General features: G+C 65.0%; 23 protein-coding genes. 14 read left to right on the top strand and 9 right to left on the bottom strand.

Features of this window, described 5'->3' with window-relative positions:
* Nucleotides 1-41: 41 nt before the first annotated feature.
* The 3 genes from ahpF to U5A52_RS04540 all read right to left on the bottom strand — a co-directional run bounded on the left by ahpF (nucleotide 42) and on the right by U5A52_RS04540 (nucleotide 3628).
* Nucleotides 42-1643: an alkyl hydroperoxide reductase subunit F gene (gene ahpF / locus U5A52_RS04550; RefSeq protein WP_321934053.1), complete on the bottom strand. Its 1602-nt coding sequence runs from the start codon at nucleotides 1641-1643 to the stop codon at nucleotides 42-44.
* Nucleotides 1644-1832: 189 nt separating this feature from the next.
* Nucleotides 1833-2396 (bottom strand): alkyl hydroperoxide reductase subunit C, encoded by a 564-nt coding sequence (gene ahpC, locus U5A52_RS04545; protein WP_321911584.1) that lies wholly within the window; start codon nucleotides 2394-2396, stop codon nucleotides 1833-1835.
* A 323-nt stretch (nucleotides 2397-2719) separates the two neighbouring features.
* Complete coding sequence (locus tag U5A52_RS04540; RefSeq protein ID WP_321911585.1) at nucleotides 2720-3628, bottom strand: LysR family transcriptional regulator; 909 nt, start codon at nucleotides 3626-3628, stop codon at nucleotides 2720-2722.
* A 126-nt stretch (nucleotides 3629-3754) separates the two neighbouring features.
* On the opposite strand from U5A52_RS04540, the gene U5A52_RS04535 reads away from it, so the two are divergent.
* The 7 genes from U5A52_RS04535 to U5A52_RS04505 all read left to right on the top strand — a co-directional run bounded on the left by U5A52_RS04535 (nucleotide 3755) and on the right by U5A52_RS04505 (nucleotide 8694).
* Complete coding sequence (locus U5A52_RS04535; protein ID WP_321911587.1) at nucleotides 3755-4480, top strand: pirin family protein; 726 nt, start codon at nucleotides 3755-3757, stop codon at nucleotides 4478-4480.
* Nucleotides 4481-4618: 138 nt separating this feature from the next.
* Nucleotides 4619-5032, top strand: coding sequence for a DoxX family protein (locus U5A52_RS04530; RefSeq protein ID WP_233884136.1), 414 nt, complete (start codon nucleotides 4619-4621; stop codon nucleotides 5030-5032).
* 135 nt (nucleotides 5033-5167) lie between these two features.
* Nucleotides 5168-6541 carry an aspartate aminotransferase family protein gene (locus U5A52_RS04525; protein WP_321934052.1) on the top strand — a complete coding sequence of 458 codons (1374 nt, stop codon included), beginning with the start codon at nucleotides 5168-5170 and terminating at the stop codon, nucleotides 6539-6541.
* A complete protein-coding gene (locus U5A52_RS04520) occupies nucleotides 6538-7215 on the top strand; it encodes a GntR family transcriptional regulator (RefSeq protein WP_321934051.1) in 678 nt (225 codons plus the stop codon). The genes U5A52_RS04525 and U5A52_RS04520 overlap by 4 nt, the downstream gene beginning before the upstream one ends.
* Before the next feature lie 57 nt (nucleotides 7216-7272).
* Entirely contained in the window at nucleotides 7273-7830 is a 558-nt protein-coding gene (locus tag U5A52_RS04515) for an FUSC family protein (protein ID WP_321911592.1), read from the top strand.
* Between the two features lie 278 nt (nucleotides 7831-8108).
* Nucleotides 8109-8237 (top strand): hypothetical protein, encoded by a 129-nt coding sequence (locus U5A52_RS04510; protein ID WP_266227690.1) that lies wholly within the window; start codon nucleotides 8109-8111, stop codon nucleotides 8235-8237.
* A gap of 40 nt (nucleotides 8238-8277) precedes the next feature.
* A complete protein-coding gene (locus tag U5A52_RS04505) occupies nucleotides 8278-8694 on the top strand; it encodes a rubredoxin (RefSeq protein WP_321934050.1) in 417 nt (138 codons plus the stop codon).
* A 26-nt stretch (nucleotides 8695-8720) separates the two neighbouring features.
* Here U5A52_RS04505 and U5A52_RS04500 read toward each other — a convergent pair whose 3' ends face one another.
* Nucleotides 8721-9575 carry a helix-turn-helix transcriptional regulator gene (locus tag U5A52_RS04500; protein ID WP_321934179.1) on the bottom strand — a complete coding sequence of 285 codons (855 nt, stop codon included), beginning with the start codon at nucleotides 9573-9575 and terminating at the stop codon, nucleotides 8721-8723.
* A gap of 130 nt (nucleotides 9576-9705) precedes the next feature.
* Between U5A52_RS04500 and U5A52_RS04495 the strand changes: the two genes are divergently transcribed.
* Together U5A52_RS04495 and U5A52_RS04490 are read left to right on the top strand one after the other, a co-directional pair.
* Entirely contained in the window at nucleotides 9706-10536 is an 831-nt protein-coding gene (locus U5A52_RS04495) for a carbon-nitrogen hydrolase family protein (protein ID WP_321911598.1), read from the top strand.
* A 129-nt stretch (nucleotides 10537-10665) separates the two neighbouring features.
* Nucleotides 10666-12021 (top strand): APC family permease, encoded by a 1356-nt coding sequence (locus tag U5A52_RS04490; RefSeq protein WP_321911600.1) that lies wholly within the window; start codon nucleotides 10666-10668, stop codon nucleotides 12019-12021.
* A gap of 98 nt (nucleotides 12022-12119) precedes the next feature.
* On the opposite strand, the gene U5A52_RS04485 is transcribed toward U5A52_RS04490, so the two are convergent.
* Entirely contained in the window at nucleotides 12120-12791 is a 672-nt protein-coding gene (locus tag U5A52_RS04485) for a GntR family transcriptional regulator (protein WP_321911601.1), read from the bottom strand.
* Between the two features lie 412 nt (nucleotides 12792-13203).
* Here U5A52_RS04485 and U5A52_RS04480 point away from each other — a divergent pair, with 412 nt between their 5' ends.
* The gene (locus U5A52_RS04480) at nucleotides 13204-14346 is read left to right on the top strand and encodes a branched-chain amino acid ABC transporter substrate-binding protein (RefSeq protein ID WP_321911781.1); all 1143 of its coding nucleotides are present in this window, start codon (nucleotides 13204-13206) and stop codon (nucleotides 14344-14346) included.
* Between the two features lie 356 nt (nucleotides 14347-14702).
* On the top strand, nucleotides 14703-15800 hold the full coding sequence (locus U5A52_RS04475) for a DUF2242 domain-containing protein (RefSeq protein ID WP_321934049.1): 1098 nt from the start codon (nucleotides 14703-14705) through the stop codon (nucleotides 15798-15800).
* 73 nt (nucleotides 15801-15873) lie between these two features.
* Here U5A52_RS04475 and U5A52_RS04470 read toward each other — a convergent pair whose 3' ends face one another.
* A complete protein-coding gene (locus U5A52_RS04470; protein ID WP_321911604.1) occupies nucleotides 15874-16503 on the bottom strand; it encodes a LysE family translocator in 630 nt (209 codons plus the stop codon).
* Nucleotides 16504-16904: 401 nt separating this feature from the next.
* Between U5A52_RS04470 and U5A52_RS04465 the strand changes: the two genes are divergently transcribed.
* Entirely contained in the window at nucleotides 16905-17387 is a 483-nt protein-coding gene (locus U5A52_RS04465) for an Lrp/AsnC family transcriptional regulator (protein ID WP_201697314.1), read from the top strand.
* A gap of 55 nt (nucleotides 17388-17442) precedes the next feature.
* Here the strand turns inward: U5A52_RS04465 and U5A52_RS04460 are convergent, their stop codons facing one another.
* The 3 genes from U5A52_RS04460 to U5A52_RS04450 all read right to left on the bottom strand — a co-directional run bounded on the left by U5A52_RS04460 (nucleotide 17443) and on the right by U5A52_RS04450 (nucleotide 20499).
* A complete protein-coding gene (locus U5A52_RS04460; RefSeq protein ID WP_321911608.1) occupies nucleotides 17443-17673 on the bottom strand; it encodes a DUF2783 domain-containing protein in 231 nt (76 codons plus the stop codon).
* 17 nt (nucleotides 17674-17690) lie between these two features.
* The gene (locus U5A52_RS04455) at nucleotides 17691-19403 is read right to left on the bottom strand and encodes an FAD-dependent oxidoreductase (protein ID WP_321934048.1); all 1713 of its coding nucleotides are present in this window, start codon (nucleotides 19401-19403) and stop codon (nucleotides 17691-17693) included.
* Between the two features lie 136 nt (nucleotides 19404-19539).
* The gene (locus tag U5A52_RS04450) at nucleotides 19540-20499 is read right to left on the bottom strand and encodes an MBL fold metallo-hydrolase (RefSeq protein WP_321911611.1); all 960 of its coding nucleotides are present in this window, start codon (nucleotides 20497-20499) and stop codon (nucleotides 19540-19542) included.
* 277 nt (nucleotides 20500-20776) lie between these two features.
* Between U5A52_RS04450 and U5A52_RS04445 the strand changes: the two genes are divergently transcribed.
* Together U5A52_RS04445 and U5A52_RS04440 are read left to right on the top strand one after the other, a co-directional pair.
* Nucleotides 20777-21649, top strand: coding sequence for an IclR family transcriptional regulator (locus U5A52_RS04445; protein ID WP_321911612.1), 873 nt, complete (start codon nucleotides 20777-20779; stop codon nucleotides 21647-21649).
* Nucleotides 21637-22500 (top strand): IclR family transcriptional regulator, encoded by an 864-nt coding sequence (locus U5A52_RS04440; protein ID WP_321911614.1) that lies wholly within the window; start codon nucleotides 21637-21639, stop codon nucleotides 22498-22500. The genes U5A52_RS04445 and U5A52_RS04440 overlap by 13 nt, the downstream gene beginning before the upstream one ends.
* The last annotated feature ends 37 nt before the right edge of the window (nucleotides 22501-22537 follow it).

Below are 22537 nucleotides of genomic sequence, written 5' to 3'. Positions count from 1 at the left end.
CGTAAAGAGAGACTGCTTTCAATCTTCGATCAGGCGACGACTTAGGCCACTACGGGCGCCGCCTTCGCGTCTTCTTCCTGCTCGACCGACGAGCGGATCAGGTAATCGAACGCGCCAAGCGATGCCTTCGCGCCTTCGCCCACGGCAATCACGATCTGCTTGAACGGCACGGTCGTCACGTCGCCCGCGGCGAACACGCCCGGCACCGACGTTTGGCCCTTCGCGTCCACTTCGATCTCGCCGTGTTTCGACAGCGCCACCGTGCCCTTGAGAAACTCGGTGTTCGGCACGAGGCCGATCTGCACGAACACGCCTTCGAGTTCGACATGACGCTTTTCGCCCGACGTGCGCTCGAGATACGCGAGACCCGTGACCTTCTGGCCGTCGCCGGAAATCTCGGTGGTTTGCGCGTTCACGTGCACCGTGACGTTCGGCAGGCTGCGCAGTTTGCGTTGCAACACTTCGTCCGCGCGCAGTTGCGTGCCGAATTCGAGCAGCGTGACATGACTCACGATACCGGCCAGGTCGATCGCCGCTTCCACACCCGAGTTGCCGCCGCCGATCACCGCCACGCGCTTGCCCTTGAAGAGCGGGCCGTCGCAGTGCGGGCAGTAGGCCACACCCTTGTTCTTGTACTGCTGCTCGCCCGGCACATCCACGTTGCGCCAGCGCGCACCGGTTGCGAGCACCACGCTCTTCGCGCGCAGCGTTGCGCCGCTTTGCGTGCGCACTTCGAAGCCGTTGCCGGTGGGCACGAGCGCTTCGGCGCGCTGCAGATTCATGATGTCGACCTCGTAGGCGCGCACGTGCTGCTCCAGCGCCGTGGCGAACTTCGGCCCTTCCGTTTCCGTGACCGAGACGAAGTTCTCGATCGACATCGTGTCGAGCACCTGGCCGCCGAAGCGCTCGGCGAGCACGCCGGTGCGAATGCCCTTGCGCGCCGCGTAGATCGCAGCCGCCGCGCCAGCGGGACCGCCGCCGACGATCAGCATGTCGAAAATATCCTTCTGGTTCAGCTTCTCGGCGGCGCGCGACGATGCGCCGGTGTCGAGCTTCGCGAGAATCTCTTCCACGCCCATGCGGCCCTGGCCGAACACTTCGCCGTTCAGGTAGATGGTCGGCACGGCCATGATCTGGCGCTTCTCGACTTCGTCCTGATACAGCGCGCCGTCGATGGTGACGATCTGCACGTTGGGGTTGAGCGTGGCCATCGCGTTGATCGACTGCACGACTTCCGGGCAGTTCTGGCACGACAGCGACATATAGACTTCGAACGAGAACACGCCGTCGAGCGCCTTCACCTGTTCGATCGTGTCGTTCTCGAGCTTGACCGGGTGGCCGCCCACCTGGAGCAGTGCAAGCACGAGCGACGTGAATTCGTGGCCCATCGGAATGCCCGCGAACGTGACTTTCACGTCGGAGTTCGCGCGCTTGATGTCGAACGAAGGGGTACGCGCGTCGCCAGCAGCGGCGCCACGGCGTTCTTCGTAGGAGATGCGATTCGAGAGCGATGCGACATCCTGCAGCAGTTGCTGCAGTTCTTGCGACTTCTCGCCGTCGTCCAGGTACGCAACGATCTCGATCGACTGCGTGACTTTTTCGAGGTAGCTTTTGAGTTGATCTTTGATGTTGGCGTCGAGCATAGCGTATTTTTCCGGCTAGAGAAGAAGCGGGGGAATTCTAAGTAATGCCTGGCAATTTCGCCGTTCCGCTTATGGCGTGACGAGGCGAGCAGGGTTCCCGGGCCGCAGCCGCGTGGGCGCGGCCCGGGGATACAGCTAATGAGACTTGGGCGTCATGCGATCAGGGCGATCGCATGTGAACAGCGACGCTTAGATCTTGCCGACGAGGTCGAGCGACGGTTTGAGCGTTTCAGCGCCCGGCGTCCACTTGGCGGGGCAAACTTCACCCGGGTGCGATGCCACGTACTGGGCAGCTTGCACCTTGCGCAGCAGTTCCTTGGCGTCACGGCCGATGCCGTTGTCGTGGATTTCGCACAGCTTGATCTCGCCTTCCGGGTTGATCACGAACGTGCCGCGCAGTGCCAGGCCTTCTTCTTCGATCATGACGTCGAAGTTGCGCGTGATTGCGCCCGTCGGGTCGCCGACCAGCGGGTACTTGATCTTGGCGATCGTGTCCGACGTGTCGTGCCATGCCTTGTGCGTGAAGTGCGTGTCGGTCGACACACCGTAGATTTCAACGCCCAGCTTCTGGAATTCTGCGTACTGGTCAGCCAGGTCGCCGAGTTCCGTCGGGCACACGAAAGTGAAGTCGGCCGGGTAGAACACGACAACCGACCACTTGCCCTTCAGGTTTTCTTCAGAGACCGGAACGAACTTACCGTTGTGGTATGCGGTTGCGTTGAACGGCTTGACTTGCGTGTTGATGAGAGACATGCGTTGTTTCCTCGCTCTGGGTTGGGAAAAGGTATGGACGAAGGTTACGGGAACCGCGCCCGTTTGAAAAATTGGTTGCTTTGATCGCGGGTATTAACCCTGCCTATCGGACCCCATAGCGGCCGTCAAAGCCCGTCTGCATGGGGTTCCGCGCCCGCATCGCGCGGCCGGGGCAACCTTCCGGGCGGTGAGCATACAACACAACTGCGACAATGCGCCTCACATGCCCGCCCTTTCGTGGTGCATCTGCGAGGCGCTACCCCTTAGATGCAGGCGCAACGGCCTTTCTGCAAGGGCTGCGCGCTTGCTGCGTGCATGCTGCGTCAGAGCGCCCCGCCGCGCGCGGTTGCTGCACGCGCCGCCAGCCGCTCGCGCAAATATTGCGTGAACGCGCGGATCGTCACGGAAGCTTCACGATGCTGCGGGTACAGCGCGTGCAGCGCGTTGGGCGGCGGCATGAACGGCTCGAGCACCTCGACCAGCAGCCCCGCATCCACCGATCCCGCCACGATGAAGTCCGGCAGATAGCAGATGCCGAGCCCGGCAATGGCTGCATCGCGGATCACTTCGCCGTTGTTCGCGCGCAGCGGCCCGTGCACGTCGAAAGGCGTGCGCACGCCATCGACGATGAACTCCCACGGCGCGCGGCCCTGCTGCCCATACGGCAGGCAGGCGTGCTGCGCGAGATCGGCAGGCGTTTGCGGCGCGCGGCGGCGGCGTCGGTAGCCGGGGCTGCAGCAGGCGATCATGCGCACGTCGATGAGCTTTTGCACGACCAGCGTGGAATCCGCCAGCCGGCCAATGCGCAACGCCATATCGAAACCCTCGCCGATCACATCGACATTGCGGTCGCTTAAGTCCATGTCGAAGCGGACGTCCGGGTGCTCGCGCAGAAATTCGGCAACGAGCGGCGAAAGGTGCGCCATGCCGAACGACATCGGCGCGCTCACTTTCAGGAGGCCGCGTGGTTCGCTGCGGCGGTCCGACATGGCCTGCTCGGCCTCGGACACGTCCGCAAGGATGCGCTTGGCGCGCTCGTAGAAGTCCTGGCCGAGGTCCGTGACCGCCAGCTTGCGCGTGTTGCGCACGAGCAGGCGCGCGCCCAGATCGGCCTCCAGCGCCGCCACGCGCCGGCTCACGAACTGCTTGGAAAGCCGCAGCCGGTGCGCCGCCGCCGTGAAATTGCCGGCATCCACGGTGTTCACGAAGATCCGCATGTCGTCGAGTTGCATGTCGATTGTCCACTTCAATGTGACAGTGAGTCGTATTTTACGGCGATTCCAGTCGATTTAATTGACCTAAAATTCTTTCCATCGCAACCAACACTGAATCGAAACGATTCACACGGAGAGACGAAAATGATCGAAGTTCGCAAGGCAGACCAACGCGGCCGCGGTGAACATGGCTGGCTCAGCTCGCGTCACACGTTTTCGTTTGCCAATTACTACGATCCGAAGCAAGTCGGCTTTTCGGACCTGCTTGTGATCAACGACGACCGCGTAGCCCCGGCGCGCGGCTTCGGCAAGCACCCGCACCGCGACATGGAAATCTTCTCGTACGTGCTGGAAGGCGCGCTCGAGCACAAGGACTCGATGGGCACGGGCTCGGTGATCGTCCCCGGCGACGTGCAACTGATGAGCGCCGGTACGGGCGTCGCGCACAGCGAGTTCAACCACTCGGCCGACGAAGGGGTGCACTTCCTGCAGATCTGGATTGCACCGAACGTGAAGGGCGCGCAGCCGCGCTACCAGCAGAAGAACATCGCCGATGAGCAAAAGCGCGGCAAGTTTCGCCTGATCCTCTCGCCGGACGGCGCCGAAGACTCGCTGTTGCTGCGCCAGGACGCACGCGTGTATGCCGGACGCCTCGACGGCGCGGAAACGGCGAAGGTCGAAGTCGGCGCCGACCGCTACGCCTACGTTCATGTGGCGCGCGGCAGCGTGAAGCTGAACGGCGTGGAACTTGGCGAAGGCGACGGCGCGCGCATCCGCTCCGAGCGCGAGCTTGCCTTCAGCGACGGACACGATGCAGAGGTCCTGGTGTTCGATCTGCGTAATATCGAAGTGTCGGAGCTCTGGTCTTAACTTCGGCGCGGCGTCTGAGGTTATGCTGGCGCACACCGGCACGCGGCGGCCCGCTTACAGAAAGCGAAAGCGGGCCGCCGTCCGGCGAAGCGCGAACTGATACGTAGTGAACTGCTTAAAACTTCTTCGGAGAAAACCATGCGATACAACCTGTTCGGGCCGGGCAACGACGTCGTGCTTCTGGTCTCGCGCGTTCTGCTGACTTCCCTGTTCATCCTGTTCGGTTGGTCCAAGATCACCGGCTTTTCGGGCACCGTCGACTACATGGCGCACGTGGGCGCGCCCGTGCCGATGCTCTCGGCCGTCATCGCCGTGATCATGGAGTTCGCGGTTGGCATTTTGCTGCTCGTGGGGTTCTATACGCGGCCACTCGCCGTGCTGCTCGCGATCTATACGGTCGCGACGGCGTTCATCGGCCATCACTTCTGGACCATGACCGGTGCAGACCAGATGATGAACATGATCAACTTCTACAAGAACATCAGCATCGCCGGCGGCTTGCTCGCACTCGCGGTAACGGGTCCGGGGCGGATCTCGATCGACAGGAAGTAACGCACCGTTTTCTCGGGCTGTAGAAAGGCGCGATGCTGCAAGGCATCGCGCTTTTTTTGCGTCGCCAGCAATTTGATCAAATTTACTTCCCCGTTTGCTCATGCGAAGATTTGATCAAATCACAAGGAGACACGCATGCAAACCCGTCAAGGCGTGAACTGGGACCGTGCGCAGCACGTCCTCGCCCGGGAACGCGAAGCCTTCGCCACCGCGCGCCCGAAGTCGCAGGCATTGTCCGCGCAAGCCGCACACCATCTGCTGTTCGGGGTGCCGCTGCACTGGATGAACGATTGGTCCACGCCCTTCTCGCTGTACGTGGATGCCGCGCGCGGCGCAGCCTTCACCGACGTGGACGGCCACCGCTACACCGACTTCTGCCTCGGCGACACGGGCGCGATGTTCGGCCATGCGCCGCAGCCCGTGGCGCGCGCGCTCGCGGCTCAGGCACAGCGCGGCTTCACGACGATGTTGCCGGGCGAAGACGCCGTGGCCGTGGGCGAAGCGCTCGCGCAGCGTTTCGGCCTGCCCTTCTGGCAGTTCGCCATGACCGCAAGCGACGCCAACCGCTTCGCCGTCCGCTGGGCGCGCGCGGCCACAGGGCGACGCACGATACTCGTGTTCAACGGCTGCTATCACGGCACCGTCGACGATGTGTTCGTCGATCTCGTCGATGGCCAGCCCACGCAGCGCGCGAGCCTGCTCGGGCAGGTTCACGACCTGCTGCCAACTACGCGCGTAGTCGAGTTCAACGATCTCGAAGCGCTCGCGCGCGCACTCGCCGGCAACGACGTCGCCTGCGTGCTCGCCGAGCCCGCCATGACGAACGTGGGCATGGTGCTGCCCGAGCCCGGCTTCTGGCGCGAGGCGCAGGCGCTCATGAAGCGGCACGGCACGCTGCTGTTGATCGACGAAACGCATACGATCAGCAGCGGGCCGCGCGGCTACGCGCGCGAGCATGGCATCGAGCCCGACCTCTTCGTGCTCGGCAAGCCGGTAGGCGGCGGCGTGCCGTGCGCGGTCTACGGCTTTTCCGCCGAGTTCGCCGCGCGTGCACAGCAGGCGAAATTCGATGCGCCGCCGGGCCATTCAGGCATCGGCACGACGCTCACGGCGAACGCGCTTTCGATGAGCGCAATGCGCGCAACGCTCAGCGAAGTCATGACCGACGCCGCCTACACGCACATGTTCGCGCTGGCCGAGCGGCTCGCCAACGGGCTCGCAGCGACGATCGCGCGCCATGCGCTGCCGTGGTGCGTGACGCGGGTGGGCGCACGCACCGAGTTCCAGTTCTGCGCCGTGCCGCCGCGCAACGGCAGCGAGGCGCGCGCCGCCATGGACGACGAACTCGAGCACCTGCTGCATCTGTATCTACTCAATCGCGGCGTGCTCATCACGCCGTTCCACAACATGATGCTCGTGTGCCCGGAAACGACCGAGGCCGACGTCGACCGCCTGCTCGCCGCATTCGAAGCCTGCTTGAGCGAACTAAGCGCACTGACCGGACGATGAAAACACGCGCGCATCAATCGCTGCAGGACGAGACCTACGCCACGCTGCGCCGCTGGCTGAGCCTCGGGCGCTTCGTGCCGGGCGAGCGTTTGCGCATTCACGCGCTCGCTGAGCAACTGGGCGTGGGCGAGATGCCGGTGCGCGCGGCGCTCGTGCGTCTGGCAGGCGAGTCTGCGCTCGTGAACCTGCCTAACCGCGGTGTAGTCGTGCCGCAACTCACGCGCGCGCAGTTCGACGACGTGCTCAACGTGCGCGTGATGCTCGAAGGCGAAGCGGCGTTTCTCGCCGCCACGCGCCTCACCGCCAGCGAAATCGCGCAGCTCGACGCCCTATGCGCACAGATGGCCGAGGCGCTGAAGCAGAACAAGCGCGCGCACTATCTCGACGCCAACGAAGACTTCCACCTCATGCTCTATCGCGCGAGCGGCTCGCCGCTGCTCGTGGATCTGATCGAAACGGTGTGGCTCCAGGTGGGGCCGATCTCGAACCTGCTGTTCGACGAGCCCGGCTTTGCGCGCACGCTCAACGCAGCACACGAAGGCCTGATGCGGCGGCTCAAACGCCGCGACGCACCAGGCGCGCGGCGCGCCGTCGAGCGCGACCTGCGCCACGCGGCGAAGCCGCTGCGCCTGCATTGCCTGCCCGACGATCCGCACACGACAGACACGGCTTGATATGCTTGCCAGCGCGCCCGCCTGACCTCACGTTCTCCTTACGACCCATTACGCGCGATGCACGATCCACAAGACAACCTCTACGCGTACCTCACTTCGCTCCAGCAATCGGCGCTGAGCGCGCTCAAGCGCCTGCCGCTCAAGAGCCGCGCCGTGCAAGGCACGCTCATGGCGCTGCGCGCCGTATGCGCGGCGGGGCTTGCGTACAGCATCGGCCGCGCGCTCCACACCGAACAGGCGTTCTGGGCCGCGATTACGGCGATCGCCGTCACCCAGCACGATTACGCCGATACGCTCGCCCAGTCGCGCGACCAGTTCATTGGCGCGATTGCGGGCGGCGTGGTGGGCTTCGCAACGGCGGCGTTCGGCCCGGAGAATCTCGCGGCCTATCTCGTAGCGGTGAGCGTGGTGATCATCGGCTGCTGGTGCCTGAGTGTGAGCACCGCCGCACGGCTGGGCGCGATCACCACCACCATCGTGCTCCTCGTGCCCATGAACGGGCCGGTATGGGACGTCGCGCTCTTTCGCGTGGCGCAGGTGGGCATCGGCATGGCCTGCGCGGTGCCGGTCAGCTGGCTGTTTTCGTATATCGAACAACGCTGGCTGCATGCCTGAGCATCGTCTCTCAACGCATACGAAATAATCCATCTCCGGGTGCTCAGGAATCCGGCCCGCGTTAGCGGCGATAATCCCTACCGCTGTGCGGCCAGGTTGCCGGGGGCGAAATCTGCGGCGCGTGCGCGCAGTCGCCGCGCAAATACCCCCGTCGACACGAAATCGTGCGAAACTCCCCCGCCGCGCTCTGCCGACGCCATGCAAAACATGGCGACATTACAGGGCGCAATCGCGAATGCAACCCGAGAACGCAACCCACGCCGCCGCAATTTCACCCTATGAACACCACCACCCGTCCCGCCGCTTCGAACGCCAAGTCCAGCAAGTCCATCACGCTCCTGCAAATGCTCGCGCTGATCGCGGCTGGCGGCATTGCGGCCTCGCTGCTGTTCCGCTACTTCCTGTGAGCGCAGCGCGCGCGGGGCACCAAGCCAACCGTTTTCGCTTATGTACAAGAAAGGCGTCGCCCTCGAAATCCAGTTCTCTCCCGAACGCCTGAATGACGGCGCAGGCGACCCGTACTGGATCGACCTCACCGCCGACGAAGCCGCCGCGCTGCTTGCCACGCTGCAAACGAAGCTCGCGGCACGCGAAAGCACCGCAGCGCCGCTCGTCGTCGCGCTCGACACGCCGCGCGAAAGCGCCGCGCCCGAAGCCCCTGCAAGCGCCTCAACGGCTGCTGCGGGCGCCGACGACGGCCTCAAGCAATGGGTCTGCGTGATCTGCGGCTGGTTGTACGACGAAGCGGCAGGCGCCCCCGACGACGGCCTCGCCCCCGGCACCCGCTGGGCCGACGTGCCCGACGACTGGCGCTGCCCGCTTTGCGACGTGGGCAAGGAAGACTTCGCGCTCGTCGAGTTCTAACGCGCACCGCTAGCGGCGCGCGGCGCTCACACGCCCGAGCGTCCGAGCGGCTCGTAGAACAGCGCAAACAGCTCCGACTGCGAGCTCACGCCGAGCTTCGCGTAAATATGCTTCTTGTGCGCGCGCACGGTCTCGAACGAGATTTCGAGCCGTTCCGCAATCGCGCGCGTGGAAAAGCCGCTCAAGCTCAAACGCACCACTTCGATCTCGCGCGCGGTGAGCGGCACGCGTCCGCTTTGCTGCGTGACCGTTTCAATGCGGCTAGCGAACCCCGCCTCGCTCAACTGCCCCTGCTGCGCCGCGCTTTCGGCTTCAACCGAATCCGAGGCAACCGCCTCGGCAACGCCCTCGGCGAACGTCTCATGCGCAAGCCGCTGCTTCATGAGCGCGACGACCCACGGCGCGAACATCGCGAACAACGCAATATCGCGCTCCGTGTAATGGTGCTTTGCGCCCAGCGAGAAAATCAGCGTGTGGGCTTCGTCCAGAGGCAAGTTGAACTGCACTTCGTCGCCGATGATGTTGCTCTTGAAGTAGCGCTGGTAATAGTCCGTCATGCGGAAATTATCGGGCGCGACTTCGGCGAGCGTGACGAGGCCTGCGCGCGGCTTTTCGCTCGCGTTCAGATAGAACGGATCGAGCAGGTACATCCCCTCCAGATACGCGCGGAACAAGAGATCCACGGTACCGTCGGGCATGGGCGACTCGGCGCACACGAGCGGCGCGCGATCGCGCCGGAAGACGAGCGCAACCCAGTTGTCGAACGCCACGAAGCGCTCGATTACGCGCGTCATGCGAGTCCAGAAGTCGGGGCCGTCGAGGGCGTCGATCAGCGTCGCGATATGGTGATGGAACGCGCGGTCCTGCCAGTCCAGTTCCATTAGGGGCTCCATGAGTCCTCCGATCAGGGTACCCCTGCAGGGTAATTTCTCGACAAAAATAACGTGGAGATAATAGCCGCTCCTGACGCCCACGCGGTGCTTTACGTAATACATAAGGAAGGAGACAGGCATGCAACTCGAACTCGCGCAGATCCCGGTCGTGGACGGCGCAGTCGCGCCCAACCTTGCCCGCGTGCTCGACACGATTGGCAAGCGCCGCGAAGGCAGCGATCTCATCGTCTTTCCCGAAGCCACGCTCACCGGCTTTCCCACGCGCGAAAACGTGCGCGACATTGCCGAAACGCTCGAAGGCCCCTCGCTCTCCAAAGTGCGCGACGCCGCACGTGCAGCCAATATCGGCGTTGCCGTGGGCCTCGCCGAGCGCGAAGGCGATCGCTTCTACAACACCACCGTGCTGATCGACGAACGCGGCGACATCGCACTGCGTTACCGCAAGACGCACCTGTGGGCCTCGGACGTGGGCGTGTTCACGCCGGGCGAGCGCTACGAGGTGTGCGAATTCAAGGGCACGACCGTTGGTCTGCTGATCTGCTACGACATCGAGTTTCCCGAAACGGCGCGCGCCGTCGCCTCGCTCGGCGCGGAAATGCTCGTCGTCACGAACGGCAACATGGATCCATTCGGCCCTGTGCATCGCCGCGCAATCGTCGCGCGCGCCATGGAGAACCAGATGTTCGCGGCGCTCGTGAACCGCACCGGCGACGGCGACGACAACCTCACGTTCCCCGGCGAAACGGCGCTCGTGAGCCCGTTCGGCGACGTGCTCTGCGAGTTGAAGGACGAAGACGCAGTGCTGCACGCGAAGGTTGATCGCGCGCTCCTCGCGCAAAGCCGCGAGCATTACAGCTATCTGCACGACGCACGCATTGCGCTCAATCTCGTGGACGAGAACGACGCGCAAGGCCGCCGCTCGCTCAATATCCGCTCGCGCACGCGCTAAAGACATTAAGGGCGTTAAGCGCGCCAAGCAGCAAAACCCGGCAACAAGCGTTCCGGCAAGCCGCTTCTCGTGGCTAGCCGGGCCCGCTTACGCCTGCCAGAACCGCAGCACCCTGGAGACAACTGCATCATGAATCCTGCCTCGCCATCGCATGAACGCGGCACTCACGTACCTCACCTGAAGCGCACGCTCGGCCTGCCGTCCGTGCTCCTGTTCGGCCTCGCCTACATGGCGCCGCTGATCGTCTACGGCACCTATGGCGTGCTCGCAGGCGCGAGCCAGGACACGGCCGCCCTCGCGTATCTCATTGCCCTCATCGCAATCGTGTTCACGGCGCTCAGCTACGGCAAGCTCGCGCGCCTTTTCCCTGTGGCAGGTTCGGCCTACACGTACACGCGCAAGAGCTTCAATGCGCACCTGGGCTTCATGATCGGCTGGGCCACGCTGCTCGATTACTTCTTCCTGCCGATGGTCATCTGGCTGATCGGCGCAGCCTATCTTGGCGCTGCGTTCCCGAGCGTGCCCACGTGGATCTGGATTGTCGCGTTCATCGTGTTCACGAGCGCGCTGAACATCGTCGGCATCGAACTCGCCGCGCGCTTCAACATCGTGCTGATGATCGTGCAGCTCGGCATTACGGCAATGTTCGTAGTCCTGTGTGTGCACTACGCCTCCGCGGCCGCGGGCCCGGGCGGACTCATCGCGGCGCAGCCGTTCTTCCAGCCGCACGTGCCGCTTTCGGCCACGATGGCGGGTGCTGCGATCGCCGCATATTCGTACCTCGGCTTCGACGCCGTTTCCACGCTCACCGAGGAAACCATCGAGCCCGAAAAGACCATTCCGCGCGCCATCGTGCTGATCGCGCTGGTGGGCGGCGCGATCTTCGTGATCGCGGCGTACACGCTGCAACTCGCGCATCCGGGCGCCGTGTTCAAGGACCCCGATTCGGCCGCGTTCGAAATCGCGCGCAAAGTGGGCGGCGATATCTTCGTGACGATTTTCCTCGCAGGCCTGATCCTCGCGCAGTTCGCCTCGGGCATCTCGGCGCAGGCCAGCGTGGGGCGCCTGCTCTATGCAATGGGCCGCGATGAAGTGCTGCCCAAGTCGATTTTCGGCTACATCCACCCGCGTTTCCGCACGCCTGCGATCAACATTGCGATTGCCGGTGTCGTAGGTTTGATCGCGCTGAAGCTCGACGTGGCCACGTCGACTTCGTTCATCAACTTCGGTGCGTTCCTCGCGTTCACTTCGGTGAACCTGTGCGTGATCCGCCAGTACTTCAGCGGCGCGGCAGGCACGCGTGGCTTTGGGTTCCTCGGCGGCCTGGTATTCCCGCTGATCGGCGCCGTGACCGATATCTGGCTGCTGTGCAGCCTCGAAAAGACGGCGATCGTGCTCGGCATCGTCTGGTTCGTGCTCGGCCTCGCGTACCTCGGCTGGATCACGCGCTGCTTCCGCCAGGCGCCGCCGGAAATGGCGGTGTGAGCGAAGCGCTTCACAGCTAGTTCCGCTTCAAACAAAACGGCGAGCGTCCCTTACGGGGCGCTCGCCGTTTTTGTATCCAATGCAGCGAAAAGAACTGCTCAGCTATCCAGCCCCGCCAGTCGCGCGGCGGCCATCACCTCGCGCTTGGTATCGAGAATATGCCGCTCGATCAGCGCCACCACTTCATCCACGGCGCGCCGCTTGCAGGCATCGACGATCGCGTAGTGATCGCTTTGCACCTCGTTCTTCTCCGTATCGAGCGACATGCGCAGATGCGGATATCGATTCGTCGTGCTCAGGCAGTACTCCTCGATCATCTTGCGCAAACGCGTGTTGTTCGCGGGCGCGCACAGCGCGAGATGGAACTGGCGGTTGCATTCGGCCCACTCGGCGGGCGACGAAGCGGCGTCGTACGCCGCGAGAATGCGCTTCATCACGTCGATGTCGCCGGCCACCATGTTCGGCACCGCGAGCTTCGCCGCATAGGTCTCCAGTGCCGCGCGAATGTCGAGCAGCTCGCAGATCTCCTGCGTCGACATGGCGATCACCACCGCACCGCGATTGAGCTGGTAGCTCACAAGCCCTTCGGCCTCGAGCTGGCGCAGCGCCTCGCGCACGGGAATGCGGCTCGCGCCGAAGCGCTCCGCCAGGCTTTCCTGGCGTAGCTGCGCACCGGGCGGCAGCACGCCGCGCAGGATCTCGTCGCGCAGCTGGTCGCGGATCGTCTGGGGCAGCGATCGCTGGTCTTCCTTGGCCTGCACTGTCGTCATGAGCTCGTGGGCGCCGGACGGACGAACGCCGTCCGACGAAAAAGTGTTGTCGTCAATATTTTTGCCTGCCAGAATTGGATACAATCCAATCGCTTCTGGATATTTAAGCTGGCAAGACGGATCCGCCAGCCGTACCCACTGTGCCGTGTCCTTGTCGGGAGACTGTATAGGTTTCTGTAAGCATCTGAAAACCAAGCAATTTTAGCGTATCCACCGGGTCGGCCCGAGGCCGTTGCGTGCGCAACGGATTCGATTGGCAAACCGCCGTCTGGCGGCCGATTTCTTTTGCTTCACCCCTGCGCAAAAAGGCACGCCGCGCGCTCCGAACGCGGTGCGGGCCCGCTTGCGCCCATGAAAAACGTAGACCGCTGAGGAGAGAACCAGGATGAACCCAAGCAACCGAAACACGCAAATGCGACTGCGCCTGCGCGCGCCCGCCGTTCTTGCCGCCGTGGCGGCCCTGTGGAGCGCCGGTGCGCTCGCCCAGGCCACCGACGTCAAGATCGGCTTCGCCGCCCCGCTCACCGGCGGTCAGGCCCACTACGGCGCGGACTTCCGCAGCGGCGTGCAGATGGCGATCGACGACGAGAACGCCACGAACCCGACCATCGGCGGCAAGCCGGTGCGCTTCGTGCTCGACGCCTACGACGACCAGGCCGACCCGCGCACCGGCACGACCGTCGCGCAAAAGCTCGTGGACGACGGCGTTTCCGCCGTGATCGGCCACTTCAACTCGGGCACCAGCATTCCGGCCGCGCCGATCTACGCGAAGGCCGGCATTCCCGAAATCGCGACGGCCACTGCGCCCACCTATACGCGCCAAGGTCTGCCCACCACGTTCCGCCTCGTGACCTCCGACTCGCAGCAAGGCGGCGTGCTCGGCGAGTACGTCGTGAAGGACCTGAAGTTCAAGCGCTTCGCCGTGATCGACGACCGCACGGCTTACGGTCAGGGCGTGGCCGAAGAGTTCGCCAAGGCCGTGAAGGCGGCGGGCGGCACGGTGGTCGCGCAGGAGTTCACGAACGACAAGGCCGTGGACTTCCGCTCGATCCTCACGCACATCAAGTCGGCCGACGCCGACGCGATCTTCTACGGCGGCGCCGACACCCAGGCCGCGCCGATGCTCAAGCAGATGAAGTCGCTCGCGATCAAGGCCACGCTGATCGGCCCCGACATGATGCACTCGGACGAACTGATCAAGATCGCCGGTCCGGCGGCGGAAGGCGCGCTCGCTTCGTCGGGCGGCAGCCCGCTCGACCAGATGCCGGGCGGCAAGGCTTATGTCGAGAGCTACACGAAGCGCTTCAACAAGCCGGTCGAACTGTATTCGCCGTACGCGTATGACGGCACGCGCGCCGTGATCGCCGCCATGAAGAAAGCGAACTCGACCGATCCGCACATCTACCTCGCCTCGCTCAAGGCGACCAACATGAAGGGCGTGACCACGAACGAACTGGCCTACGACCAGTACGGCGACCTCAAGTACGGCGGCGTGACGGTCTACAAGGTCGTGAACGGCAAGTGGCAGCCGCTCACGACGGTCGGCACGAAGTAAGCCGACGCGGTTGGCCGATGAAGTGAGCCCACACTAACGCCGCGTTGCGGGCGCGGCGGCAAATGTGGCCCCCACAATTTTGCGCATTGCGCACTGGAACAGCCGGCGGTACCCGGCTGCGGCGCACGCCAGCGAGTTCGCTTCTCCGCTCGCTGCCCCGGGCGCCGGGTTGACACGGGCTTTCGCGTTGGGCGGAAGCCCGTTTTTTTTCGCCATACGGAATGTAAGCTTCGAAACGCCTTCGTCCGGCTTTCGAAAAGCCTCGAAAAAACGAGCGTTCGGTCGTGCGCAGCGGAACCGAACTACAATCATGCCGTCCGATGCAATGCCGCATTGCTGCCCTGTTTGCCCCGAACATGTCCCGTTTTTCGAAAGTTTTCCCTCGTTTGCCCGTCCCGCTGCGCAGCGCCGCCCTCGCCGTCACCACGGTGACGCTGGCCGCTGCACTCGGCGCGTGCTCGTCGCCCAAGCCCAAGTTCCAGGAAGATCAGTTGCTGAGCACCGCGCCCAGCCAATTCTCGCGCAGCTTCAACTACGCGAGCACGGACGCCTGTGAATCGTCGCGCCGCGCACTGCTGAGCCAGGGCTACATGACGACGATGACGCGCAACGACACCGTCGACGCCACCAAGAACTTCCAGCCGACGATGGATCAGCACATCGTCGTGGAGGTGCACGTGGTCTGCACGCCCGGCGACGCGAGCAATACGAGCATGGTGTACGTGAACGCCGTGCAGAACGGCTATGCGCTCAAGAAGAGCGATACCTCGGCGAGCGTGGGGCTCTCGATTCTGGGGTCGGTTTCGCTGCCCATTCGCTCGAACAGCGACGAGATGGTGAAAATTTCGAGCGAGACGATCCAGTCGGGGCCGTTTTACTCGCGCTTCTTCGAGCTGGTGGGGCAGTATTTGAACGCTGCGGCGCGCAGCGAGGCCGTGCCGGCCACCGGCGCGATCAAGATTTCGCCGCTGCCGCCGCCCATCGAGCCGGTCGCGGCGAGCGCCGCGCCTGCCGCGACCACGGTGGGCTCGGCAGCGCCGGCTGCTGCGGCAGCGGCTGCGGCAACGGGTGCGGCGGTGTTGCACAGCACCACGCTGCCGGCCGCGCCGGTGGTGACGGCGCCTGCGGCCGCGCCCGCGGCGGCGTCTGCCCCAACGGCTGCGCCCGCGCCCGCAGCTTCGGCGCCGGGCGCCTCCGCGCCGGTCGACCACGCCACGGCGGCTGCGGCCGCGATCATGGGCGTCCCCGTGACGGCTCCGGAAAGCCCGCAGGCTGCGGGGCTCGCGGCGAGTGTGACCACTCACAACGCGGCGTCTGCCCCCGTTGCGGCGTCAGCTAGCGCTGCGCCGGCGCAAACGCTCGCGTCCACCTCGGCAAGCTCCGGCACCGCCACCACGCAGGGCACCGCGGCTACGCCGACCGTGTCGGCCACCGGCACCGCGATCACGCCCTAAGCGGCGCGCTGAACCGGCGTCACGCCAACCGCCTCGCGCACAGCCGCGCGCGAGCCATGCGCCGCCTGCGCGCTCACCGCAAGCCGGCCATCATCGCGCCCATTCCCACGAGCAGACTGCCCATCAGGCGATTCACGGCGCGCATGCGCCTCGGCCGCTGCAGCACATGGCGCAGCCGGTGCGAGAACAGCGCCATCGAAGCCACGCCGCCCGCAAACAGCAGAGCGAACGTCGCCGCCAACAGCAAATACTGGCGGTTGGCGCTCCAGGGCGCGTCGGCGCTCATGAACTGCGGGAAAAACGACGGGAAGAACAGCAAGGTCTTCGGATTGAGCCCCGAAGTCGTAAATCCGCGCCAGAACAAATCACGACGGCTTGCGCTATCGGCAGCCTCGGCAGGCGCATCCGTACCGGCCAGCGAGCGGCTGCGCCACTGCTTGCAGCCCAGCCAGACGAGATAGGCCGCGCCCAGCCAACGCAGCAACGTAAGTGAATGCTCACTAATGAGCAGCAGCGAATTGAGGCAAAGCGCCGTCAACGCGAGCTGGAGCAGCACCGCGAGCGTGCCGCCCCAGACGCAGGGCAGCGCGCGGCGCCAGCCGGCATGAAGCGCCTGACTCATGGTGAGCACGTTGACGGGACCGGGGGTGTAGACGAGTACGAGCGCGGCGGCGAGAAAAGATAGATACAGCTGGATCGACATTGCTGGGCGTGCTGGCGAAGACGTTGTGACGGACGGCGCTCGGGGGCTCGGGTTAGTTAAAGACATCGAAAACGGGCAACAAAAAACCGCGCAGAAGCGCGGTTTTCAAATGCCATCTGCCTGACCGGACATTGCTGGCTGCGTGGTGTACGCGCGCAACGCCCGGTAGCCGCCGCAGGGTGCAACGGAAACCGGCCCTGACGGACCACCGCGGCTTGTGGCTGCGGCGGCGCTCCCCAACGCGGGGAGGTGGCCGCGTGGGTCGTGCCAGGCAAGAAGGCATGTGGAAAATATACCGGTGAATAGCCGGATTAGGCTTCCGGTTTTCAGGTAGAAACCGACGTTATACGGAATCTTCTTCCGCTAGAATCGATCCTACCTGTACAAGATTCTTTTTCGCCATGAGCCCTCGTGAACGCGCGCCCAAAGCGCTCGACAATCAGGACCGCAAGATCCTCAGCGCCCTGCAAAAGAACGCCCGTCTGTCGAATGCCGAACTGGCCGAGCAAGTGGGCATGTCCACCACCGCGTGCTGGAATCGCACGCGCCAGCTCGAAGCCGACGGTTACATCGACGGCTATGTCGCGCTCGTGAACCAGCAGAAGCTGGGCTACGCCGACATCGTGATTCTGGAAGTGACGCTCGACCGCCACGAAGACGACGCGCTCGCGCGCTTCGGCGCCGAACTCGCGGCGCTGCCCGAAGTGCTCGAGGCCTATCTCGTCTCCGGCGAGTACGACTACTGGATCAAGGTGGCAGTGGACGGCACCGCAGGCTACGAGCGTTTCCTGCGCGAGAAGCTCTATCGCATCTCGAGCATTCGTCACAGCCGGTCGATGTTCGCCTTGCGCTGCATGAAGGATGTGCCGTCCATGCAGGTGTGACGGCGAGCGAGCGGCCGGCAGGCATCCGGCCGCTCGCGTCGACGCAGTTGCGCTTTCACGCCGCGAGTTTTCCCGTCGCGCCGTGGCTCGCCGGCGCACTCACGCCTGCGCGCGCGAAGCGAAGCGCTTGCATCAGCGTTTCGTGTTCGCCGATGTGATTCGCGAGCAGCAGAATGAGTTGCGCGTTGGCCGATTGACTCTGCGCCTCGTCGAGATCGCGATGCATGTCGATGAGCGCTTCGTAAAAGTCGTCCGGTCTTGCCAGGTTCGGTTGAGTGTTCAGCATGGTTGTCTCCTCGTCCTTTATGCCGTGCCTTGCACGCAAAGCGAGCGCTTGAGCGCGCTTTCCACGCGCGCCGCGTCGGCGCGCCGCCAGCGCGCGCTCACGTGCTGGTCCGGACGAATCAGATAGAACGCCCCCTCCTGCGCGCCGTAGCGCTGCGCCGCCAACCCTTGCACGTCGCGCAACACCACCGTCGATGCAGGCAGACCCGCGGGCACGGCCGCGTCGCCTTCGAGCATCACCACGAACTTGAGCGGCACCGCTGAACGCGAGAGCGTCTGCAGCGTGTCGAGCGTCGCGGTATCGAATGCCGAGCCCGCGCGGCTGAACACGAGGCCCGCGAACTGGTCGCCCAGATGCGCAAGCAGCCAGCTCTCGTCACCCGCTGCGCTTAGCACCGGCGCATCCGCACACGAAGCGCCCGGCTCCATCTTGCCGTCGAACGTGTCTTCGTCGGGCGTGTTCAAGGTCGATTCGCGCAGCACCGCCGGCACGGAAAGCCGGCCGCTGTTCACCAACTGCCGCGCGAAGGCATGCTCGCGAGCGAGCGTGAGCACGGCGTCGCGGAACACGCGGCTCACCGCGCTCTTCGGCGTGATGAAGTCAGTCGAACGCGTGGAGTTGCGGATGTTTTCGTCAGCCGCGTATTCGCGCTCGCTTGCATAGGTGTCGAGCAGCGCGTCGGGCGCGTGATTCTCCAGCACCATGGCGAGCTTCCATGCGAGGTTCTCGCCGTCCTGGAAGCCGCTATTCGCGCCGCGCGCGCCAAACGGCGAAACCAGATGCGCCGAGTCGCCCGCGAACAGCACGTTGCCCTGGCGGAAGCTGTCCATACGCAGGCACGAGAACGTGTAGATGCTCACCCACTCCAGCTCGAACTTCACATCGGGGCCGAGCAGTGCGCGCACACGCGGGATCACGCGCTCGGGCGTTTTCTCGAGCACCGGGTCGGCGTCCCAGCCGAGCTGGAAGTCGATGCGCCACACGTTATCGGGCTGGCGATGCAATAGCACCGACTGGTTCGGATGGAACGGCGGATCGAACCAGAACCAGCGTTCGGTGGGGAAGTCGGCTTCCATCTTCACGTCGGCGATGAGGAAGCGGTCCTTGAACGTGCGGCCGTGGCTGTCGAGGCCGAGCAGCTTGCGCAGCGGGCTGCGCGAGCCGTCGGCGGCCACCACGTAGCGCGCGAGCAGCATGTACGGACCATCGGGCGTGTCGATTTCGAGCGCGACGTGCGCATCGTTCGAACCCGGCGTGCCATGCTGCGCCACGCCCGTTACCTTGTTCTTCCAGCGGATTTCGAGGTTGGGCAGTTCCTGCGCGCGTTCGAGCAGATAGCCCTCCACGTAGTACTGCTGAAGATTGACGAAAGCCGGCCGATGGTGACCGCTTTCAGGCAGCAGGTTGAACGTGTAGACAAGCTCGTCCTTACGGAACACTTTGCCCACGTTCCAGCTCACGCCCTTTTCGACCATGCGCTCGCCGCAGCCGAGGCGGTCGAAGATATCGAGCGAGCGCTTGGAAAAACAGATGGCGCGCGAGCCCGTGGAAAGCGTGCAGTCGTCGTCCACGAGCACCACCTGCACACCTTGCCGCGCGAGGTCGATGGCCGTCGCAAGGCCCACCGGCCCCGCGCCGACCACCACGACCGGACGCACGCAGGCGGCGGCATCCGGGGTTTGTTCGCTGCATCGCGCGTAGTCGAAGGTCAGCGTTTGATAGTCGATCATCGTTTTGTCTCCTGTCGACCAGAGTTAGTGCTTCAGCACTTACTCTGGTCCCATGCCGCTGTCGGTCGCAGTTAGCGCTTTAGCGCTTACTGCGATCCCAGGCAAGGTGCCACGTATCTCTATGCGCGTTGTCGCTTCAATCCTGCAACGCGTCCCACATCTCCTTGTCGCGCTGCGCCGTCCAGATGCGCGGATGCGTCATGCCGCTCGCTTCGTCATACGCGCGGGTCACGTCGAACGGCAGGCAATGCTCGTAGATGAACACATGGCCGAACTTCGGGTCCATCGCTTCACGCGTGAGCGCCATCGCACCCTTCAGGTCGAGCTTCTGCTCAACGGCCGCGCGGCCCTGTGCGAGCAGCGTGGTCACGAAGTCCTTCGTGTAGTCGAGACCCTTGTTGACTTCGGCCGGGTTGAGCAGCGCGGGGCCGCGGCCCGGCACGAGCTTTTCGGCGCCAAGCGAGCGCAGCGCTTCGAGCGTGGCGGGCCAGTCGGCGAGCTGGGCATCGCCGCAATAGCACGCGGCGTCGTATTCGACGAGGTCGCCCGAGAACAGCACCTTCTGCTGCGGCAGCCACACCACGGTGTCGCCCTTCGTGTGGCCCGAGCCGAGGTGCGCGATCTTCACTTCGAGCTTGCCGAGGAACAGCGTGATTTCCTTCTCGAACACGAGCGTGGGCCACGTGAGGCCCGGCACCGTTTCGACACCCGCAAAGAGGCGCGGGAAGCGCTCGATTTCCGACTTCATGTCGGCTTCGCCGCGCTCGACGATCATTTCATACGTGCCGCGGCTCGCGATGATCTGCTGCGCGCCTTCCTTGAAGTACGCCGAAGCGCCCAGCACGCGCACGGCGTGATAGTGCGAGAGCACGACGTACTTGATGGGCTTGTCCGTGACCGTGCGGATTTTCGCGATGAGGTCCTGCGCCATGGCGGGCGTAGCCGTGGTGTCGACGATCAGCACGCCGTCGTCGCCGATGATGACGCCCGAGTTGGGGTCGCCTTCCGTGGTGTACGCGTATGCGTTTTCCGAAAGCTGCGTGAACGTGACCTTCTTTTCTTCGAGGTCGGCCTGGGATGCGAACGCCTTTGCCATGTTGAGTCTCCGTATTGAGGGCGGGCGAAGCGCGGGCAGGCCTGGCGCACGCGCCAGCCTCGTTGTCTCGCCCCGTTTTGAATGTAGCTGAACCACTGTTATGCCGAGGTTAGGCCATCATAGGCCTCGTGCTTTTTATTTGTCAATAGCGAATCATATTGCCATACGCTAATTTCTTGCCGTGCTCGGCTGAATGGCATGACGAGATCGCGTCCGCTGCCAATGCACGCCGCCGTTCAGTTAACATGGACCCTTTTTCAGCCAGAGAAAAGCGCCAATGAGACGTCGCAACGACAGCGCCGCGTCCGCGCCGGAAGGCAGCGCAGCGGCGGCACGCACGCAGCGCGGCATTCAGAGCGTCGAGGTGGGCGGACGCCTGCTGCGCGCCCTCGCCGACGCGCGCGCGCCGCTTGGCGCCACCGATCTCGCGGCGATCGGCGACATTCCGTCGAGCCAGGCGCACGCCTATCTCGTGAGCTTGACGCGCCTCGGGCTCATCAAGCGCGACGCGCTTTCGGGGCGCTATGAGCCCGGCCCGCTCGCGCTGCGCCTGGGCCTCCTGCATCTCGCGCAGCAGCCCGCACTGCGCGAGGCGGTGCCGCGCGCGGCCGCGCTCGCGCAGGCGCTGAACTGCAGCGTCGCGCTCTGTATTGCCGGGCCGCAGGGGCCAACCATCGTGCGCTACGAGCACGCGAGCCTCCCGCTGCACGTGAACCTGCACGTCGGCACGGTAATGTCGCTGCGGGCCACGGCCACCGGCCGCGCGTTCTGTGCGTACCTCGGGACCGAGGCGCTCGAAGCCGTATGGGCCGCGCAAACCGCCCAGCCAGTGTGGCGCGGCACCAGCCACGCGGCGAGTGCCGCCAGCGCGCCGCCGGAAGGCACGCCCGACGCCGGCTTCCTCGCCTCGCTCGACGCCATCCGCGCGCGTGGCTACGAACTCGCCATCGACGCACCCAGCCCCGGCGTGAGCAGCGTGTGCGTGGCCATACTCGGGCCGCAGCGCGAACCGAGCCTCCTGCTCACGGCAATTGGCGCGAGCGGCACGCTCGACGTGCGCGCGGAAGGCGCGGTCGTGCGTGCGCTGCGCGACGCCGCTGCCGAAATCGCAGCCGCCGCCTTTCCATCGACACCGACATGCCCCGAGTAAGCTCCAAGCCCCCACGCGACGACACGAGCACCGACGTCGCGGCCAACGTCACGCCCGAAGCCGACAAACCGCAGCGCGGCATCCAGTCGCTCGATATCACGGGTGAACTGCTCGCCGCGCTCGTTGCGGCCGGCACACCTTTGCCGCTGCGCGACCTGGCCGCTGCCGCCGGCATGGCGCCCGCCAAGGCCTTCCCGCACCTCGTGAGCCTCCAGAAGATCGGGCTGCTGGCGCGCGACGCGGCGGGCCGCTATGAAGCGGGGCCGCTCAGCCTCGAACTCGGCCTGATCGGCCTCGCGCGCCTTTCGCCGGTGCGCGAGGCCGACGCCGAACTGGTCGGCCTCGCCGCCGCCACCGCGATGAGCGTCGCGCTCGCGGTGCCAGGGCCGCTCGGCCCGACCGTCGTGCGTCTCGAAGAATCGGCGCTGCCGCTGCACGTAAGCCTGCGCCCCGGCACGGTGATGTCGCTCGTGAACACGTCGATCGGACGCGTGTTCTCTGCATGGGTCGACGACGACGTGCGCGCAGCCCTCCTCGCCCAGGACGAACTGCGGCTCGCGGGCGCGAAGCCGCGCGAAGGCACCACGCCCGCCTACCTCGCGCGCCTGGCCGCCATTCGCGCAGAAGGGGTCGACACGGCGCTCGACAAGCCCATTCCCGGCATCAGCACCGTGACCGCGCCCGTGTTCGACCACACGGGCAGCGTGTGCCTCGTGCTCGCGGTCATGGGCCCTTCGGGCAGCCTCGACATCGCGCGCGAAGGCACGGCAGCGCAACTGCTGATCGCCGCCGCGCAGCGCCTCTCGCGCCGCTTCGGCTACATGGAAGGCGCGGCGGCCGCGCCGCTGTAAGCGCCTTTCACGCGCAATCCCGAAACATCAAGCTCAA

The sequence above is a fragment of the Paraburkholderia sp. J8-2 genome, assembly GCF_905220195.1.
Taxonomy (GTDB): Bacteria; Pseudomonadota; Gammaproteobacteria; order Burkholderiales; family Burkholderiaceae; genus Paraburkholderia.
This window is presented reverse-complemented; position numbering and strand designations above follow the sequence as displayed.

Bases quoted from the DNA above. Each gene is read 5' to 3' on its own strand.
- ahpF (WP_321934053.1), bottom strand. From the start codon at position 1,643: ATGCTCGACGCCAACATCAAAGATCAACTCAAAAGCTACCTCGAAAAA.
- ahpC (WP_321911584.1), bottom strand. From the start codon at position 2,396: ATGTCTCTCATCAACACGCAAGTCAAGCCGTTCAACGCAACCGCATAC.
- U5A52_RS04540 (WP_321911585.1), bottom strand. From the start codon at position 3,628: ATGCAACTCGACGACATGCGGATCTTCGTGAACACCGTGGATGCCGGC.
- U5A52_RS04535 (WP_321911587.1), top strand. From the start codon at position 3,755: ATGATCGAAGTTCGCAAGGCAGACCAACGCGGCCGCGGTGAACATGGC.
- U5A52_RS04530 (WP_233884136.1), top strand. From the start codon at position 4,619: ATGCGATACAACCTGTTCGGGCCGGGCAACGACGTCGTGCTTCTGGTC.
- U5A52_RS04525 (WP_321934052.1), top strand. From the start codon at position 5,168: ATGCAAACCCGTCAAGGCGTGAACTGGGACCGTGCGCAGCACGTCCTC.
- U5A52_RS04520 (WP_321934051.1), top strand. From the start codon at position 6,538: ATGAAAACACGCGCGCATCAATCGCTGCAGGACGAGACCTACGCCACG.
- U5A52_RS04515 (WP_321911592.1), top strand. From the start codon at position 7,273: ATGCACGATCCACAAGACAACCTCTACGCGTACCTCACTTCGCTCCAG.
- U5A52_RS04510 (WP_266227690.1), top strand. From the start codon at position 8,109: ATGAACACCACCACCCGTCCCGCCGCTTCGAACGCCAAGTCCAGCAAG.
- U5A52_RS04505 (WP_321934050.1), top strand. From the start codon at position 8,278: ATGTACAAGAAAGGCGTCGCCCTCGAAATCCAGTTCTCTCCCGAACGC.
- U5A52_RS04500 (WP_321934179.1), bottom strand. From the start codon at position 9,575: ATGGAACTGGACTGGCAGGACCGCGCGTTCCATCACCATATCGCGACG.
- U5A52_RS04495 (WP_321911598.1), top strand. From the start codon at position 9,706: ATGCAACTCGAACTCGCGCAGATCCCGGTCGTGGACGGCGCAGTCGCG.
- U5A52_RS04490 (WP_321911600.1), top strand. From the start codon at position 10,666: ATGAATCCTGCCTCGCCATCGCATGAACGCGGCACTCACGTACCTCAC.
- U5A52_RS04485 (WP_321911601.1), bottom strand. From the start codon at position 12,791: ATGACGACAGTGCAGGCCAAGGAAGACCAGCGATCGCTGCCCCAGACG.
- U5A52_RS04480 (WP_321911781.1), top strand. From the start codon at position 13,204: ATGCGACTGCGCCTGCGCGCGCCCGCCGTTCTTGCCGCCGTGGCGGCC.
- U5A52_RS04475 (WP_321934049.1), top strand. From the start codon at position 14,703: ATGTCCCGTTTTTCGAAAGTTTTCCCTCGTTTGCCCGTCCCGCTGCGC.
- U5A52_RS04470 (WP_321911604.1), bottom strand. From the start codon at position 16,503: ATGTCGATCCAGCTGTATCTATCTTTTCTCGCCGCCGCGCTCGTACTC.
- U5A52_RS04465 (WP_201697314.1), top strand. From the start codon at position 16,905: ATGAGCCCTCGTGAACGCGCGCCCAAAGCGCTCGACAATCAGGACCGC.
- U5A52_RS04460 (WP_321911608.1), bottom strand. From the start codon at position 17,673: ATGCTGAACACTCAACCGAACCTGGCAAGACCGGACGACTTTTACGAA.
- U5A52_RS04455 (WP_321934048.1), bottom strand. From the start codon at position 19,403: ATGATCGACTATCAAACGCTGACCTTCGACTACGCGCGATGCAGCGAA.
- U5A52_RS04450 (WP_321911611.1), bottom strand. From the start codon at position 20,499: ATGGCAAAGGCGTTCGCATCCCAGGCCGACCTCGAAGAAAAGAAGGTC.
- U5A52_RS04445 (WP_321911612.1), top strand. From the start codon at position 20,777: ATGAGACGTCGCAACGACAGCGCCGCGTCCGCGCCGGAAGGCAGCGCA.
- U5A52_RS04440 (WP_321911614.1), top strand. From the start codon at position 21,637: ATGCCCCGAGTAAGCTCCAAGCCCCCACGCGACGACACGAGCACCGAC.